Below are 15,233 nucleotides of genomic sequence, written 5' to 3'. Positions count from 1 at the left end.
GCGCGCGCACGCCGCGGACCATCGACGAATGTCCGGTTTTGCCCCCGAATCGGCGTTCGAGGCGAACGTTCGGACATTCATGGATATAGTGTGGGTAATCCTCCTAATATTTCCTTTGACGTACTGCTGTCTTGCGGTTCTCTGCTTCTACAGGAACGACGATGACAAATCTCGCCGCGCAAAATTCTGTCCAGGGGAAACACGTAAATGGTCGGCGCCCTGCGAGAGTGGTACGATGTCTCACAACGAGGCGCCCGGTGCAAGTCCGGGGGAACGGGTTCTTCCAGGGCACATTAGCCCAACGTAATGAATTCGAGACGGTACGAATCTTCGACACCACGCTGCGTGACGGCGAGCAGACGCCACGGACCTCCTTCAGCTACGAGGACAAGCGCGCCATAGCGGCCGCGCTCGACGACGCGAACGTCGACGTCATCGAGGCCGGGTTCCCGGCCAACAGCGAACAGGAGGCCAAGGCGGTCGCCGACATCGCCGCTTCGACAGACGCGACCACGTGCGGGCTCGCCCGCGTCGTGGAGTCCGACGTCGAAGCCGCTGTGGACGCCGGCGTGGGGATGATCCACGTCTTCGCGTCCACCAGCGACGTGCAGATCGAAGACTCGATGCACAGCACACGCGAGGACGTCGTCGCGCGCTCGGTCGCCGCGGTCGAGCAGGCCGCCGAATCCGGCGCCGAAGTGATGTTCTCGCCGATGGACGCCACGCGGACGGACCCCGAGTTCCTCGCGGAAATCGTCGAAGCGGTCGACGAGGTCGGGGTCGACTGGATCAACATCCCCGACACCTGCGGCGTCGGGACGCCCAAGCGGTTCGGCGAACTCGTCGAGTTCGTCGGCCAGCACACCGACGCCCGCATCGACGTGCACACGCACGACGACTTCGGGTTGGCGACCGCCAACGCCCTGACGGGCGTGGAGTACGGCGCCGACCAGATGCAGGTGTCGGTCAACGGCATCGGCGAGCGCGCCGGTAACGCCGCCTTCGAAGAGGTGGTGATGGCCGCCGAGAGTCTCTACGGTGCCGACACGGGAGTCGACACGACCGCTATCACGGACCTCTCGAAGCTGGTCTCCGAGCGGTCGTCGGTCCCGGTCCCGGTGAACAAGCCCGTGGTCGGCGCGCACGCGTTCGCCCACGAGTCGGGTATCCACGCGGCTGGCGTCATCGAGAACAGCGAGACGTTCGAACCGGGCGTGATGACGCCCGAGATGGTCGGCGCCGAGCGTGAAGTCGTGCTCGGGAAGCACACGGGCACGCACGCCGTCCGCGACCACCTCGAAGACGCGGGATTCGACCCGACGGACGAGGAGGTACGCGAGGTCACGAAGAAGGTGAAAGCCCACGCCGGCGACGACGAAGTCGTCACCGATGCCGTCCTCCGCGCGTTCGCGGGCGAGGTCGGTATCGACCGGGAGACGGAGGAGGTGAAGGCGTAATGTCTCCCGGCAGGTATTGCGCGCCCAGCAACGGCTTTATTCGTCGAGCCCGACTGTCGGGCTACGATGCTGTCCGACGCCACACGCGCGGTCTTTCTCGCGGACAGCGGTGCGATTGTCGGTATTGTAGGGGCGTAAGCTCCCCTACTATCACTTCTCTGCGAACCGACCGGACCAACCGACCACCGACAGCCACCGCAGCATCCGCCATGACACAGTCCACACACGACGCGACACAGCGGGAGGGGTATCGATGACAGACCACGGCGCAGTGACCGAACCCGGCGACGCCGAGCCGGACGCCGACAGCGAGGCCGCCGAGCCGACTGACGCCGCCGACGGTGACGCGACGAAGCGAACGGGCGCGGAGTCCGTCATCGCGTCGCTGGAAACCGCGGGCGTCGAGACGGTGTTCGGCGTGCAGGGCGGCGCCATCATGCCCGTCTACGACGCGCTGTACGACTCCGAGCTACGCCACGTCACGATGGCGCACGAGCAGGGCGCCGCGCACGCAGCGGACGCCTACGGCGCCGTCACGGGCGACCCCGGTATCTGTATGGCGACGTCCGGCCCGGGCGCGACGAACCTCGTGACCGGGCTCGCGGACGCCGACATGGACTCGGAGCCGGTTGTCGCGCTCACCGGGCAGGTCCCCACGGACCTCGTCGGGAACGACGCGTTCCAGGAGACCGACACCGTGGGCGTGACGACCCCGATTACGAAGTCGAACTACTTCGCGTCCAGCCCCGACAGCGTCGGCGAGGACGTCAGCACCGCGTTCGCGCTCGCGAACCACGGCCGACAGGGGCCGACGGTCGTCGACCTGCCGAAGGACGTCACGACCGGCGAGACCGAGGTCGACCCCGTCGAGCCGGAAGTTCCGGGCACCGTCGACGTGCAGACGCACGCCGACGACGAGAAGGTCGCGGCCGCCGCGCAGACGCTCGTGGACGCCGACGAACCCGTGATTCTGGCGGGCGGCGGCGTCGTCAAAGGCGACGCCACCGAGGAGCTGTACGCGTTCGCGACCGAGCACGAAATTCCGGTCGTGACGACGATGCCGGGCATCGGCGCGTTCCCCGAGGACCACGACCTCGCCCTGGAGATGGCGGGGATGCACGGCACCGGCTACGCGAACATGGCCATCACGCTGACCGACTGCCTGCTGGCAATCGGCACGCGCTTCGACGACCGCCTGACCGGCGGCGTCGACTCGTTCGCGCCGGACGCGACGGTCGTCCACGTCGACATCGACCCCGCCGAGATTTCGAAGAACGTCGAAGCCGACCACCCGCTGGTCGGCGACGCTGGCACCGTCCTCGACCAACTGGACGAGGCGATGCCTGGGTCGCCCGAGACCGATGACTGGGTGGCGCAGTGCCGCGAGTGGTACCGAGAGTACCCGTTGGACTACGCGGCGCCCGAGGACGAACCGGTGAAGCCCCAGTACGTCGTCGAGGCCGTCGACGAGGCGACCGACGACGACACCGTGGTCACGACCGGCGTCGGCCAACACCAGATGTGGGCCTGCCAGTACTGGACGTACACGGAGCCGCGGACGTGGGTGTCCTCCCACGGCCTCGGCGCGATGGGGTACGGGCTGCCGTCGGCTATCGGCGCGCGCGTCGCCGCCGACGACGACCAGTCCGTCGTCTGCTTCGACGGCGACGGCTCGTTCATGATGACGTGTCAGGAACTCGTCGTCGCGGTCCGCGAGCAGATGGACATCACCGTGTTCGTGTTGAACAACGAAGCCATCGGGATGGTCCGCCAGTGGCAGGACGCCTTCTTCGAGGGGCGCCGGATGGCCTCCGAGTACCCGTGGGTGCCGAAGTTCGACACGCTCGCGGAGGCGTTCGGTGCGGACGGCTTCCGCATCGAGGACTACGACGACGCCCCCGGCGTCATCGAGGACGCGCTCGCCACCGACGGCCCCGCCGTCGTCGATGTCTACATCGACCCGACCGAGGACGTCTACCCGATGGTTCCGTCGGGCGGTGACAACGGCCAGTTCGCGCTCACGGGTGACCACCTATGAGCGAGCGAGACGCCGACGCAGAGGGGCTGCCCGGCCCCGCTCCGGAGGACCGTCGACGACCGACGGGGCGCCGGAGTTCGCAGGGCATCCGCATCGACCCCGAAGCGGAAGCCGAGCATCCGCCGCGGCGCACCGTCATCTCCGCGCTCGTCGAACACGAGCCGGGCGTGCTCGCGCGCGTGTCCGGGCTGTTCAGCCGGCGGCAGTTCAACATCGAGTCGCTGACCGTCGCTGACACCCAGAACGACGACTGGGCGCGAATCACCGTCGTCGTCGAGGAGCCCGACCCCGGCATCGACCAAGTCGAGAAGCAACTGGAGAAAGTCGTCCCGGTCATCCACGTCCGCGAACTCGAGACCGACGCGGTGACCCGCGAGCTCGTGGTGGTGAAAGTCGACGCCGACCGCCCCCACGAGGTCCACGCGATTACGGAGATGTACAACGGCAAGACCCTCGACGCCGGCCCGCGCACGATCACGGTCGAGCTGACGGGAGACGAGCAGAAGATAAACGACGCCATCGACGCCTACCGGCAGTTCGGCATCCGGGAGATTGCCCGGACCGGACAGACGGCGCTGGCGCGTGGCGAAACCAAGACAGCAGTCGTTCCAGACCACCTCAAATGACAGCAGAAGACGCAGACTTCACGCAGCCAGTGTACCGCGAATCGGATGTCGACCGCGACTATATCGACGACAAGACCGTCGCCGTACTCGGGTACGGCAGTCAGGGCCACGCCCACGCCCAGAACCTCGACGACAGCGGGGTCGACGTGGTCGTCGGCCTCCGAAAGAGTTCCTCGTCGCGGTCGGCGGCGGAAGCCGACGGATTGCGCGTCGAGACCCCGAAGCAGGCCGCTCGGGAGGGAGATGTCGTCGTCGTGCTCGTCCCCGACACCGTGCAGCCGTCCGTGTTCGAGACCATCGAGCCGGAACTGGAGGCCGGCGACACGCTCCAGTTCGCACACGGGTTCAACATCCACTACGGCCAAATTGAGCCGCCGGCGGACGTCGACGTGACGATGATCGCGCCGAAGTCCCCCGGCCACCTCGTGCGCCGGAACTACGAGGCCGACGAGGGCACGCCCGCGCTGCTGGCGGTCTACCAGGACGCCACCGGCGACGCTCGCGACGAAGCGCTGGCGTACGCCGACGGCATCGGCTGCACTCGCGCCGGCGTCCTCGAAACGTCGTTCCAGGAGGAGACCGAGTCCGACCTGTTCGGCGAGCAGGCCGTCCTCTGCGGCGGCGTCACCAGCCTCGTCAAGCACGGCTACGAGACGCTCGTCGACAACGGCTACAGCCCCGAGATGGCGTACTTCGAGGTGCTGAACGAGCTCAAACTCATCGTCGATCTGATGTACGAGGGCGGCAACACCGAGATGTGGGATTCGGTCTCTGACACCGCCGAGTACGGCGGGCTGACTCGCGGCGACGAAATCGTCGACGACGACGTCCGGGAGAACATGGAGGAGGTCCTCGAAGAGGTGCAGAACGGCGAGTTCGCTCGCGAGTGGATTGCGGAGAATCAGGCGGGCCGGCCGTCCTACCGCCAGCGCCGTCAGGCCGAGCAGAACCACGACATCGAGGACGTCGGCGAGCGCCTTCGCGGACTGTTCGCGTGGGCCGACGACGAAGACGAGAGCACCCAAGAAGCGGAGGTGTCCGCGGATGACTGAGCAGACGCTCGCGGACGTCAGCCAGCGCAACCCCGACGCGCCCGACGGCGTCGGCTCCGTGTTCCGACGTGGGCCTGTGGTCGCCGCCGACGGGGGTAAGCGTGCGGCCGAAGGACAGACGATGAAGGACGTCGACCAGACGCCCCCGACCGAGGACGACAGCGCAAACTCGGTCTGGGAGCGCGGCGGCGAACCCGTAGCTGACGAGGACGACGATGAGTGAGGGGACACTGTACGACAAGGTCTGGGACCGGCACACGGTAACCGAGCTTCCGACGGGACAGACGCAACTGTTCGTCGGCCTCCACCTCATCCACGAGGTGACGAGCCCGCAGGCGTTCGGGATGCTGAAAGAGCGCGACCTCGATGTCGCGTACCCCGAGCGCACGTACGCCACCGTCGACCACATCGTCCCGACAGCCGACCAGTCGCGGCCGTACAGCGACGACGCGGCCGAGCAGATGATGAGCGAACTGGAGGAGAACGTGCGCGCCGCGAACATCGAGTTCGCGGACCCGACGACGGGCCGGCAGGGCATCGTCCACGTGGTCGGCCCGGAGCAGGGACTCACTCAGCCCGGGATGACCATCGTCTGCGGGGACTCCCACACGGCGACGCACGGCGCGTTCGGCGCGCTCGCGTTCGGCATCGGCACCTCCCAGATTCGGGACGTGCTGGCGACCGGCTGTGTCGCCATGGAGAAACAGAAGGTGCGCCGCATCGAGGTCACCGGCGAACTCGACGACGGCGTGACCCCGAAGGACGTCATCCTCCAGGTCATCCGGAAGCTCGGCACCGACGGCGGCGTCGGCTACGTCTACGAGTACGGCGGCGAGGCCATCGAGGACATGGACATGGCCGGCCGCATGAGCATCTGCAACATGTCCATCGAGGGCGGCGCTCGCGCGGGCTACGTCAACCCCGACGAGACCACCTACGAGTACCTGAAGGGCCGCGACCGCGTCCCGGACGACGAGGAGTTCGAGGAGCTGAAGGCGTACTGGGAGTCCATCGCGTCGGACGCCGACGCCGAGTACGACGACGTCGTGGAAATCGACGGCGACGCGCTCGAACCCACGGTCACGTGGGGGACGACGCCCGGACAGGGTATCGGCATCTCCGAGGAGATTCCCGCGCCCGAGGACCTGCCCGCAGACAAGGAAGACAGCGCTCGCGCCGCGCAGGAACACATGGACGTCCAGCCCGGCGACACGATGGCGGGCTACCCCGTCGACGTCGCGTTCCTCGGCAGTTGTACGAACGCGCGCCTGCCGGACCTCCGGGAGGCCGCCGAGGTCGTGAAGGGCCACGAGGTCCACGACTCCGTGCGCGCGATGGTCGTGCCGGGCAGCCAGCGCGTCAAAGCCGCCGCCGAAGCCGAGGGCCTCGACGAGGTGTTCGAGGACGCCGGCTTCGACTGGCGCGGCGCCGGCTGTTCGATGTGTCTCGGCATGAACGAGGACCAGCTCGTCGGCGACGAGCGCTGTGCCTCCTCGTCGAACCGGAACTTCGTCGGCCGACAGGGCTCGAAGGACGGCCGCACCGTCCTGATGAGTCCGCCGATGGTCGCCGCCGCGGCGATTACCGGCGAGGTCACGGACGTGCGTGAACTGGAGCGCTTCGAGGAGGTGCGCGCATGAGCGACACCGAATCCGGACCCGCGGAGACCGTCGAGCGCGTCTCGGGGACGGCTGTTCCCGTACGCGGGAACGACATCGACACGGACCAGATTATCCCCGCGCGGTTCATGAAGGTCGTCACGTTCGACGGCCTCGGCGAGTTCGCGTTCTTCGACGTGCGATTCGACGACGACGACAACCCCAAGGAGCACCCGTTCAACGAGGACCACTTCCAGGGCGCGTCAGTGCTGGCTGTGAACTCGAACTTCGGCTGTGGCTCCTCCCGCGAGCACGCGCCGCAGGCGCTGATGCGGTGGGGCATCGACGCCATCGTCGGCGAGTCGTTCGCCGAGATTTTCGCGGGGAACTGCCTCGCGCTCGGCATCCCCACGGTCACGGCCTCGCAGGAGGACATCGAAGCCCTGCAGGACTACATCGATGCCAACCCCGACGAGGAAATCGACGTGGACGTGGTGAACGAGGAAGTCCGGTACGGCGACACGACCATCGACGCGGAAGTCGACGACGCGCAGCGGCGCGCGCTCGTCGACGGCGTCTGGGACACGACCGCGCTGATGGGGGCGAACGCCGACACCGTGCGTGAAACAGCCGAGAGCCTCCCCTACACGAATGTCTGAGGAGATCGCGGTCATCCCCGGCGACGGCATCGGTCAGGAGGTCGTCCCAGTCGCGGTGGACGTCCTCGACGCAGTCGGTGACTTCGAGTTCGTCCACGCCGACGCCGGCGACGCGGTGAAAGCCGAGACCGGCACGCCGCTGCCGGCGGAGACCCGCGAAGCGGTCGAGGCCGCGGACGCGACGCTGTTCGGCGCGGCCGGCGAGACCGCCGCGGACGTCATCCTGCCGCTGCGCTCCGCGGTCGAGTCGTTCGTGAACATCCGTCCCGCTCGCGCGTACCCAGGCGTGGATGCGCTCCGCCCGGAGACTGACGTGGTGTTCCTCCGGGAGAACACGGAGGGCGTCTACGCGGGCCACGAGGACGACCTCAGCGACGACCTCTCGACGCTCACGCGCGTCGTCACGTCGTCGGCGTCCCGACGGCTCGCGGAGTTCGCCTGCGAGTTCGTCGAGGCGGGCCGCGGCCCCGAGGGCACCGAGGGATTCACGGTCGCCCACAAGGCGAACGTGATGCGGAAGACGGACGGTCGCTTCCGCGACGCCGTCGTCTCCACCGCCGCCGAGCACGGCGTCGAGACCGACGAGGAACTGATGGACGCGTTCGCGACGCGCCTGCCGCTGTACCCCGACGACTACGACGTGGTCGTCTGTCCGAACCTCGCGGGCGACGTGCTCTCGGACCTCGCGGCCGGCCTCGTCGGCGGCCTCGGTCTGCTGCCGTCGGCGAACGTCGGCGAGGAGCGCGGCCTCTTCGAGCCCGTCCACGGCACCGCGCCGGACATCGCGGGCGAGGGCGTCGCCAACCCCGGCGCGACCGTGCTGTCGGCGGCGATGCTGCTGGAGTTCCTCGGCTACGACGAGGACGGCCAGCGCGTCCGCGACGCCGTGGAGGGCGTGCTCGCGGACGGCCCGCGAACGCCCGACCTCGGCGGTGACGCCACCACCGAGCAGGTCGGCGACGCGATTCTCGACCGCCTGTAAGCGCCCGCGACCGCGGTCTTCGACTTCTCGCACACGACGTCTCCCAGAGTGACGACTGCCGAGCCATTTGGAACGCGAACACCGCCGAAGAGGAGGCACCGGGTCCCCGCCTAGCAGCGGTGGCGGTGCTCGGCCGGCACGTCGACACCGACCTCGTCGCCGACCGCCGGGGGTGCGTCGGTGAACGCCTCGACGGTCGCGTCGTCAAGCGACAGCGTCACGCGGTAGGTGGCGTCCTCGCGGACGACGCGCTCGACAGTAGCGCGGAGTCCAACCGTGGCGTCCTCGTGGAGTTCGACGTGTTCGGGGCGGAACGCGACGTGGTTGTCCTCGCTGGCGCCGTCGAGACCGCTGGCAAGCGAGGGGACAGCAGTCACGGGAATGACGTTCGCGCCGGTGAAGGCCGCGACCAGCGGCGATGCTGGCTGCTCGAACACGTCCGCTGGCGTGCCGGTCTGGACGACTTCGCCATCGTTCATCACGACGATGCGGTCGGCGAGCGCTCGCGCGGTCGTCCGGTCGTGGGTGACGTAGACGGCAGTCACGTCCGCGAGAACGTCCGCGAGGTCGTCTCGCAGCGACTGGCGCGTCGGCACGTCGAGCGCGGCCAGCGGTTCGTCCAGCAGGAGGACTTCGGGGTCGACGGCCAGCGAGCGCGCGAGCGCGACGCGTTGCTTCTCGCCGCCGGAGAGCGTCGGCGGCGAGCGCTCCGAGAGGTCGCCGACGCCCATCGAGTCGAGGAGGTCGTCGGGGTTCGGGAGCGGGGCGTTCGCTCCGTCTTCGGCCGCCGGTTCGGGGTTCTCCGTTCCCTCCTCGGTTGCTGATTCTGCGTTACTGCGGTCGGCCACGGGGCGGTCGCTGTACCGCTGGCCGAACGCGACGTTCTCGCGGACGGTCCGGTGGGGGAACAGCGCGTAGTCCTGGAACACGAACCCGAACCCGCGGTCCTGCGGCGCGCGGTCCTGAATCTGCTCGCCGTCGAGGCTCACCCGGCCGTCGTGTGCGTGGAACCCCGCGACCGTCTCCAACAGCAGCGTTTTCCCGCTGCCACTCGGACCGAGGACGACCACCGTCTCGCCGGTCTCGACGTCGACGTCGGCGTCGACCGTGAACGGCTCCGCGCCGTCGGCCGCGAACGTCGCGGTGATGTCGGCGGACAGCCCCATTAGGGCATCCCCCCCGCTGCGGAGTCGTCAGTCAGGTACCGCAGAATCAGGAAGACGACCGCCGAGACCGCCAACAGCAGGAACGCGACCGCGCCGCTCTCTTCGAGGCCGCCCTGCAGGTAGGTGTTGTAGACGAACACGGGCGCGTGCTGGGCGGTCACGCGCTCGCCGGCCGGGAGGTAGAAGAACTCAACGCTGTAGGCGACGACGGCGACCGCGCCGAACTCGGAGACGGCCCGCGCCCACGCGAGGAGTCCACCGGTTATCATGCCGCGGGCGGCCAGCGGGCCGGTGACCCGCCGGAACGTCTGGAAGCGGTTCGCGCCGTGAACCTGGGCGGCGTACTCCAGTCGGTCGTCGATGGCTTCGAACGCTTCCCGGGTCGCGTTGACGGCGTACGGCGCGGAGACGAACGTCATCGCCAACACCATCCCGGTCATCGTGCCGAGCACCGAGAGCCCGGGGAAGGCCCCGTCCTGCCCGAAGCCGAAGAGGATGATGATGCCCGCGACGCTGTGCGGGACGACCAGCGGGAGGTCGACGAGGCTCTCCACGAGCGGCTGCCCGGGGAAGCCTTCCGCCAGCAGGTGCGCCAGCGGGACGCCGAACGCGAGACTGAACACCGCAGCCAGCAACGGGCCGTAGACGCCCAGATACAGCACGCGGTGGACGTCGGGGTCGAGTGCTTTCTCGACGACGAGGCCGGGCTGTTGGCGCGCGACGAACAGGGAGACGGGGAGTCCGAGGGCGACGAGCAGGATGCTGCCGGCGGTCGCGGTGGCGACCGCGAACGAGTCGCGAGTCAGCGCGTACGCGGTGACGGCCGTGCTGCCGACGACGAAGTACGCGTACAGCGTCGGTCGGTCGAAGGCGTACGCGGCCGCGAACACGGCCGCTTGGACGGCGAGGAACCCCGCGACCAGCGGCGCGCGACCGAGCCGGTCGAGGCCGCGACTCGTCTCAGACCCGGTACTCATGCTGGCTACTCGTGAGTGGGTGCATTAGTTAACTCGGGTGGTAGCGGCGGCTACAGCTGGAGCGGACCGAGGTTCTCCTGCGCGCTGGCGACGTCCATCACGCGGTCCGGGACGGCGTCCTCGCTGGACGCCGGAACCACGACGGGGTCGACCGGTACCAGCCCCTGCTCTTCGAGGATGGTGCGGCCGGGTTCGGTAGCGAAGTACTCGACCCACTGCGCGCCGCGGCCGGGCGATTCGGCGACGCTCGGTACGGTGAGCCCGTACGCGATGGGCGCACCGGTGAACGTCCCGGAGCCGGTCTCGACTTCTGCTTTCGCGTAGTGTTGGGCGTACTCGCTGGTCGCCTGCGAGAGGTCGACTTCCGGCTGGAGGTCGATGAACGGGAGCCCGGAGGTCGCGGAGATGGACTGGTAGTAGAAGACGTAGTCCAGTTCGCCGGACTCCAGTTGGCCTTCGAGGTTCGTCTCGGTGCCCGTCGGCACGACGGAGTTCTCGCGGAGCGCCTCGTAGGTGGCTTGGTCGTAGAGGCGTTCGCCCTCGAACTCCTCGGCGCCGAGCTGCTGGGTCATCACCGCGCGGTAGCCGCCGGGGTCGACGGCGGGGTCGGAGTGCCCGATGGTGACGTCGTCGCGCGTGAGGACTTCCCACCAGTTGTCCTTCGAAATCTCGTCGGCGCCCGGGGAGTCCTCGCGGTACTGAATCGACATCGAGTTCGTCGTGAAGATGGCGTACCAGTCGCCGAAGTCGGGCACGATGCGGTCGCGGATGAGTCGGAAGTCCGAGACGCCGAGAACGTCCGCGGACCGTCCCTGCTGGGTGATCTTCTGCGTGGACGCCACCGACCCCTGCGCCTCGCGCGTGACGTCGACGCCGTACTCGTCCTCGAACTCCGGTTCCGCCGCGGAGAACGGCGGCGCGAGACTCCCCGCGTGGAAGATGGTCATCGAGTCGGCGAGGTCCGACCCGCCCTCGGTCCCGGTCGCGGTACCCCCGCCGCTGCCGTCGGTCGTCTCGTCGCCGTTGCCGTCGCCGCTTCCCAGAATACCCGAACAGCCTGCGAGGCCAGCGGCCGCACCTGTTCCCAGCGTCGCGAGGAACTTCCGTCGTTGTATTGGCATGGATACATCGGTTGAACTGAACCCACAAAAGTGTTGCTCGACGAGCGTAGCCACTCGCGGTTACGTGTCTCGCGTTCCGCGCAGAAACGTGACCGAGAAGGGGTGCGACCGGCTCAGCGGATGGTCGCTCCGTCGCCCACTCGCGACCGGTACGCGGTGGCGTCCACGCCGTCGCGTTCGAAGCCCCCGACGAGCGCGCTCGCGACCCGGCGCTGGTCGTCGTCGCGACAGACCGCGAGCACCGCCGGCCCCGCGCCGCTGACCGTGACGCCCGTCGCGCCGGCCTCGCGAGCGGCCTCGCAAGCGGTGTGGTAGCCGTCGATGAGGTCCGCACGAGCGGGCGTGACGAGGTGTTCTTCGAGGCCGCGGCCGACGCGCTCGGGGTCGTTGCGACACATCCCGATTGAGAGCGTCGCCGCCGACCCCACGGTGTCGACGAGGTCTTCGATGGATGCGGTTTCGGGGACGACGCCACGGGCGTCGCGCGTGGAGACGACGATGTCCGGGAGGCAGACGACCAACGCGAGGTCCGCGGCGACGCGCTCGATGCCGTCGTCGCGGACGACCGTGAACCCGCCGAGGATGGCGGGCGCGACGTTGTCCGCGTGCGCGTCGCCGGAGACGGCGGCCTCGCCCTGCGCGGCGACGCGGACGAGTTCGCGCTTGCTGAGGTCGCGGTCGTACAGCGCCGCGAGCGCGACGGCGGCGCCCGCGGCGCTGGCGGCCGACGACCCCAGTCCGGAGGACGGTCTGACGCCCTTGTCGATGGTGATGTGTGCGGGTGCGCCGAGTTCCTCGGCGACGACGCCGGCGGTGTTGTCCGCCGGCTCCTCGGGGATGAAGTCCGCACCCATCCCGGTCACGTCGATAGTCGTCTCGGCGGCGCGCTCGACGTGGACGACGTCCGCAGGTCGGTCGAGCGCCACCCCGAACACGTCGAAGCCGCTGCCGAGGTTCGCACTCGTTGCCGGCGCGCGGACGGTAACCATGCCCCACCGTTGCGTGGGGCCTCGCAAAAGCGTAGCGGACTCCGCCACCCGGCGGCGACCACAACGTTAACCCGGAGTCGCGCCCGACCTGAGAGCATGATTGCCATCGTCGGGGGCGGCATCGCGGGCCTCGCGGCCGCGCGCCGCCTGCAGGGCCGCGGCCACGACGTGCGCGTCTTCGAGGCGGCCGACCAGGTCGGCGGCCTCGCCGCGACCACGGAGACCGCCGGCGACCCCATCGAGACGTTCTACCACCACCTCTCGGCCAGCGAGGAGACCATCGTCGACCTGCTGGACCACCTCGGCCTCCGCGAGGACTTGGAGTGGCCAATCGGGAAGAACGCCTACTACGTCGACGGCACCGTCCACCCTATGGACAAGCCGTGGGAGATTCTCGCGTTCCCCCACTGGAGCATCTACGACAAATTCCGCCTCGGAATGCTCACACTCGATGTCGACGTCCGCGGTGGCATCCCCAAGTTCGACACGTACGACGACCTCGAAGACTTCGAGGACGTCCCCGTCAAGGAGTTCTGTATCGAGCACACCACGCGGAACGTCTACGAGACGTTCTTCGAGCCGCTCCTCGAAGCGAAGTTCGGCGAGCGCATGGAGGACGTCTCCGCGGCGTGGCTGCTCGGCCGCATCAAGTTCCGTGGGGAACGCGACCTGCTGCGCGGCGAGCCGCTGGGCTACCTCGACGGCGGCTTCGGCCGCCTGAACGACGCGCTCGTCGAGGACGTCGGCCGCGAGCACATCGACACGAACGCGCGCGTGACGAACGTCGACACCACGGACGGCGAACTCCAGTCGGTGACCGTCGAGCACAGCGACCCCGACGAGGACGGCTTCACGAACGTCGAGACGGTGGACGCCGACGCTGTCGTCGTCGCCGCGATGCCGAACGTCCTCGAATCGCTCACGGGCTACGAGTGCGAGATTACGTTCCAGGGGACGGTCTGCTCTGTCGTCAGCATGGACCGCCAGCTCACCGACACCTACTGGCTGAACATCGCCGACGACGCGCCGTTCGGCGCGCTCATCGAGCACACGAACTTCGTGTCCCCGGAGCGCTACGGCGGCGAACACATCTTGTACGTCCCCAAGTACATTCAGAGCCCCGAGGACCCCGTCTGGCAGATGAGCGACGACGAGGTCAAAGAGCACTGGCTCGACGGCATCGAGGACCTGTTCCCCGAGTTCGACCGCTCGCACGTCAACTGGATTTCCACCGCGCGCAACCCCCGGACGGCGCCCGTCTACGAGCGCGGCTACCTCGACATGGTGATTCCGTACCACCTCGACGACGAGGTCGCCGAGGGCGTCTACTACGCGGGGATGGCCTCGCGCGCCCAGTACCCCGAGCGCTCGCTGAACGGCGGCATCGTCGCCGGGTACGAGTGCGCCGATCGCATCGCCAGCGGAGAGTAGGAGAAGCGAGCGCTCAGTACTGCGTCGCGGGGCGCGTGCCGAGTTCGAGGTCGACGGTTCCTCGGCTGCCGTCACGGAGGACTGTGAGTTCGACGGTGTCTCCGGGCCGCGTTTCGAGCGCGAGGTAACTCCAGAGGTCCTCGGGAGTCGGCACGGTTGTCCCGTCGATTTCGAGGAGGACGTCGCCGCCGACCGGGAGTCGACGGCCGTCGACGTACGCGGCCTCGGAGGGTCGGAGAACGCCCGTGGCGGGGCCGTCGGACGCGACGTTGAGGACGAGCAGGCCGCGGGATTCGTCGAGGTCGTTCGCCGCGGCAATCTGTGGCGTGACGTTCGTGAACGACGCGCCGACGTACGCGTGGTCGTAGTCGCCGGACCGGACGAGTTCGGGGACGACTCGCTGGGTGAGCGCCGCGGAGATGCCGAACGCGATGTTCTCGCCGCCGCCGGAGTTGATGACCGCCAGCACCGACCCGTCCAGAGACATCAATGGGCCGCCGCTGTTCCCGGGGTTGACGGCGGCGTCGGTCTGGATGGCGTCCGGAATCCGGTACCCGGTCGGGGAGGGGATGAGGCGGTCGAGGCCGGAGACGACGCCCGTGGTCGCGGACCCGTTCAAGTTGTAGGGGTTGCCAATCGCGACCACTTCCTGCCCGACGACGGGTTCGCTGTCGGCGAACGGTAGCGGCGTTGCGGGTTCCGGGACCGAGTCGACTTCGACGACTGCGAGGTCGCTGTGCGGGTCGGTTCCCACGACAGACCCCGTACTCCAGTCACCCTCACTGAATCGGATTGCTGCGTCGTCGGCCCGGCCGACCACGTGGGCGTTCGTGACAACGTGTGTTTCGTCGTACACGAACCCGGTGCCTTGACTCCCGTCAGCGCGGACCAGAACCACGGAGTCGATGGTTTCCCGATACACTTCCGCGTACGGGCTGTTTAGCTCGGATTCGGTCTGCGAGATTGTCTCCTGTGGCGCGTCCGAATTCCCCGCGACGCCGGCCGTCGTCTCGCCTCCCGGTGCGGACGACGAGCAGCCAGCGAGCGCTGCGAGTGTGCTCGCACCGCAGAGTTCGAGAAAACGACGGCGGTCCACTGACGACTCAGACATGACGTCAGAGGGAACGCTCCAGCAGC

General features: G+C 68.5%; 14 protein-coding genes. 9 read left to right on the top strand and 5 right to left on the bottom strand.

All coding sequences use genetic code 11. The features are described 5' to 3' along the window. Positions 1–257 precede the first annotated feature (257 nt). The 8 genes from AVZ66_RS09985 to AVZ66_RS09950 all read left to right on the top strand — a co-directional run bounded on the left by AVZ66_RS09985 (position 258) and on the right by AVZ66_RS09950 (position 8,412). Entirely contained in the window at positions 258–1,457 is a 1,200-nt protein-coding gene (locus AVZ66_RS09985) for a LeuA family protein (RefSeq protein ID WP_197407750.1), read from the top strand. A 253-nt stretch (positions 1,458–1,710) separates the two neighbouring features. After that, positions 1,711–3,495 (top strand): biosynthetic-type acetolactate synthase large subunit, encoded by a 1,785-nt coding sequence (gene ilvB / locus AVZ66_RS09980; protein ID WP_058983935.1) that lies wholly within the window; start codon positions 1,711–1,713, stop codon positions 3,493–3,495. After that, the gene (gene ilvN / locus AVZ66_RS09975; RefSeq protein ID WP_058983934.1) at positions 3,492–4,121 is read left to right on the top strand and encodes an acetolactate synthase small subunit; all 630 of its coding nucleotides are present in this window, start codon (positions 3,492–3,494) and stop codon (positions 4,119–4,121) included. The genes ilvB and ilvN overlap by 4 nt, the downstream gene beginning before the upstream one ends. Further along, positions 4,118–5,173, top strand: a complete 1,056-nt coding sequence (gene ilvC, locus AVZ66_RS09970; protein ID WP_058983933.1) for a ketol-acid reductoisomerase — start codon at positions 4,118–4,120, stop codon at positions 5,171–5,173. Before ilvN ends, ilvC begins: the two co-directional genes overlap by 4 nt. Then, positions 5,166–5,396 carry a hypothetical protein gene (locus AVZ66_RS09965; RefSeq protein WP_058983932.1) on the top strand — a complete coding sequence of 77 codons (231 nt, stop codon included), beginning with the start codon at positions 5,166–5,168 and terminating at the stop codon, positions 5,394–5,396. The genes ilvC and AVZ66_RS09965 overlap by 8 nt, the downstream gene beginning before the upstream one ends. Continuing rightward, the gene (gene leuC, locus AVZ66_RS09960) at positions 5,389–6,813 is read left to right on the top strand and encodes a 3-isopropylmalate dehydratase large subunit (protein ID WP_058983931.1); all 1,425 of its coding nucleotides are present in this window, start codon (positions 5,389–5,391) and stop codon (positions 6,811–6,813) included. The genes AVZ66_RS09965 and leuC overlap by 8 nt, the downstream gene beginning before the upstream one ends. Continuing rightward, the gene (gene leuD / locus AVZ66_RS09955) at positions 6,810–7,430 is read left to right on the top strand and encodes a 3-isopropylmalate dehydratase small subunit (RefSeq protein ID WP_058983930.1); all 621 of its coding nucleotides are present in this window, start codon (positions 6,810–6,812) and stop codon (positions 7,428–7,430) included. Before leuC ends, leuD begins: the two co-directional genes overlap by 4 nt. Continuing rightward, positions 7,423–8,412 carry an isocitrate/isopropylmalate dehydrogenase family protein gene (locus AVZ66_RS09950; protein ID WP_058983929.1) on the top strand — a complete coding sequence of 330 codons (990 nt, stop codon included), beginning with the start codon at positions 7,423–7,425 and terminating at the stop codon, positions 8,410–8,412. Before leuD ends, AVZ66_RS09950 begins: the two co-directional genes overlap by 8 nt. A gap of 110 nt (positions 8,413–8,522) precedes the next feature. Here AVZ66_RS09950 and AVZ66_RS09945 read toward each other — a convergent pair whose 3' ends face one another. The 4 genes from AVZ66_RS09945 to AVZ66_RS09930 form a co-directional block, all read right to left on the bottom strand. Beyond that, positions 8,523–9,578, bottom strand: coding sequence for an ABC transporter ATP-binding protein (locus tag AVZ66_RS09945; RefSeq protein WP_058983928.1), 1,056 nt, complete (start codon positions 9,576–9,578; stop codon positions 8,523–8,525). Further along, positions 9,578–10,555 (bottom strand): ABC transporter permease, encoded by a 978-nt coding sequence (locus AVZ66_RS09940; protein WP_058983927.1) that lies wholly within the window; start codon positions 10,553–10,555, stop codon positions 9,578–9,580. The genes AVZ66_RS09945 and AVZ66_RS09940 overlap by 1 nt, the downstream gene beginning before the upstream one ends. Positions 10,556–10,605: 50 nt before the next feature. Beyond that, positions 10,606–11,676, bottom strand: a complete 1,071-nt coding sequence (locus AVZ66_RS09935; RefSeq protein WP_058983926.1) for an extracellular solute-binding protein — start codon at positions 11,674–11,676, stop codon at positions 10,606–10,608. A gap of 113 nt (positions 11,677–11,789) precedes the next feature. After that, complete coding sequence (locus tag AVZ66_RS09930; protein ID WP_058983925.1) at positions 11,790–12,665, bottom strand: homoserine kinase; 876 nt, start codon at positions 12,663–12,665, stop codon at positions 11,790–11,792. 96 nt (positions 12,666–12,761) lie between these two features. Here AVZ66_RS09930 and AVZ66_RS09925 point away from each other — a divergent pair, with 96 nt between their 5' ends. Continuing rightward, the gene (locus tag AVZ66_RS09925) at positions 12,762–14,096 is read left to right on the top strand and encodes an NAD(P)/FAD-dependent oxidoreductase (RefSeq protein ID WP_058983924.1); all 1,335 of its coding nucleotides are present in this window, start codon (positions 12,762–12,764) and stop codon (positions 14,094–14,096) included. A 13-nt stretch (positions 14,097–14,109) separates the two neighbouring features. Here AVZ66_RS09925 and AVZ66_RS09920 read toward each other — a convergent pair whose 3' ends face one another. Further along, positions 14,110–15,207 (bottom strand): S1C family serine protease, encoded by a 1,098-nt coding sequence (locus tag AVZ66_RS09920; RefSeq protein ID WP_058983923.1) that lies wholly within the window; start codon positions 15,205–15,207, stop codon positions 14,110–14,112. Positions 15,208–15,233: the final 26 nt, after the last annotated feature.

Origin of the sequence: Halobacterium sp. CBA1132 (assembly GCF_001485535.1) — an archaeon.
In the GTDB taxonomy this organism is placed as follows: Archaea; Halobacteriota; Halobacteria; order Halobacteriales; family Halobacteriaceae; genus Halobacterium.
The sequence above is the reverse complement of the archived record's forward strand: the minus strand, read 5'-3'. Positions and strand labels throughout refer to the sequence as shown.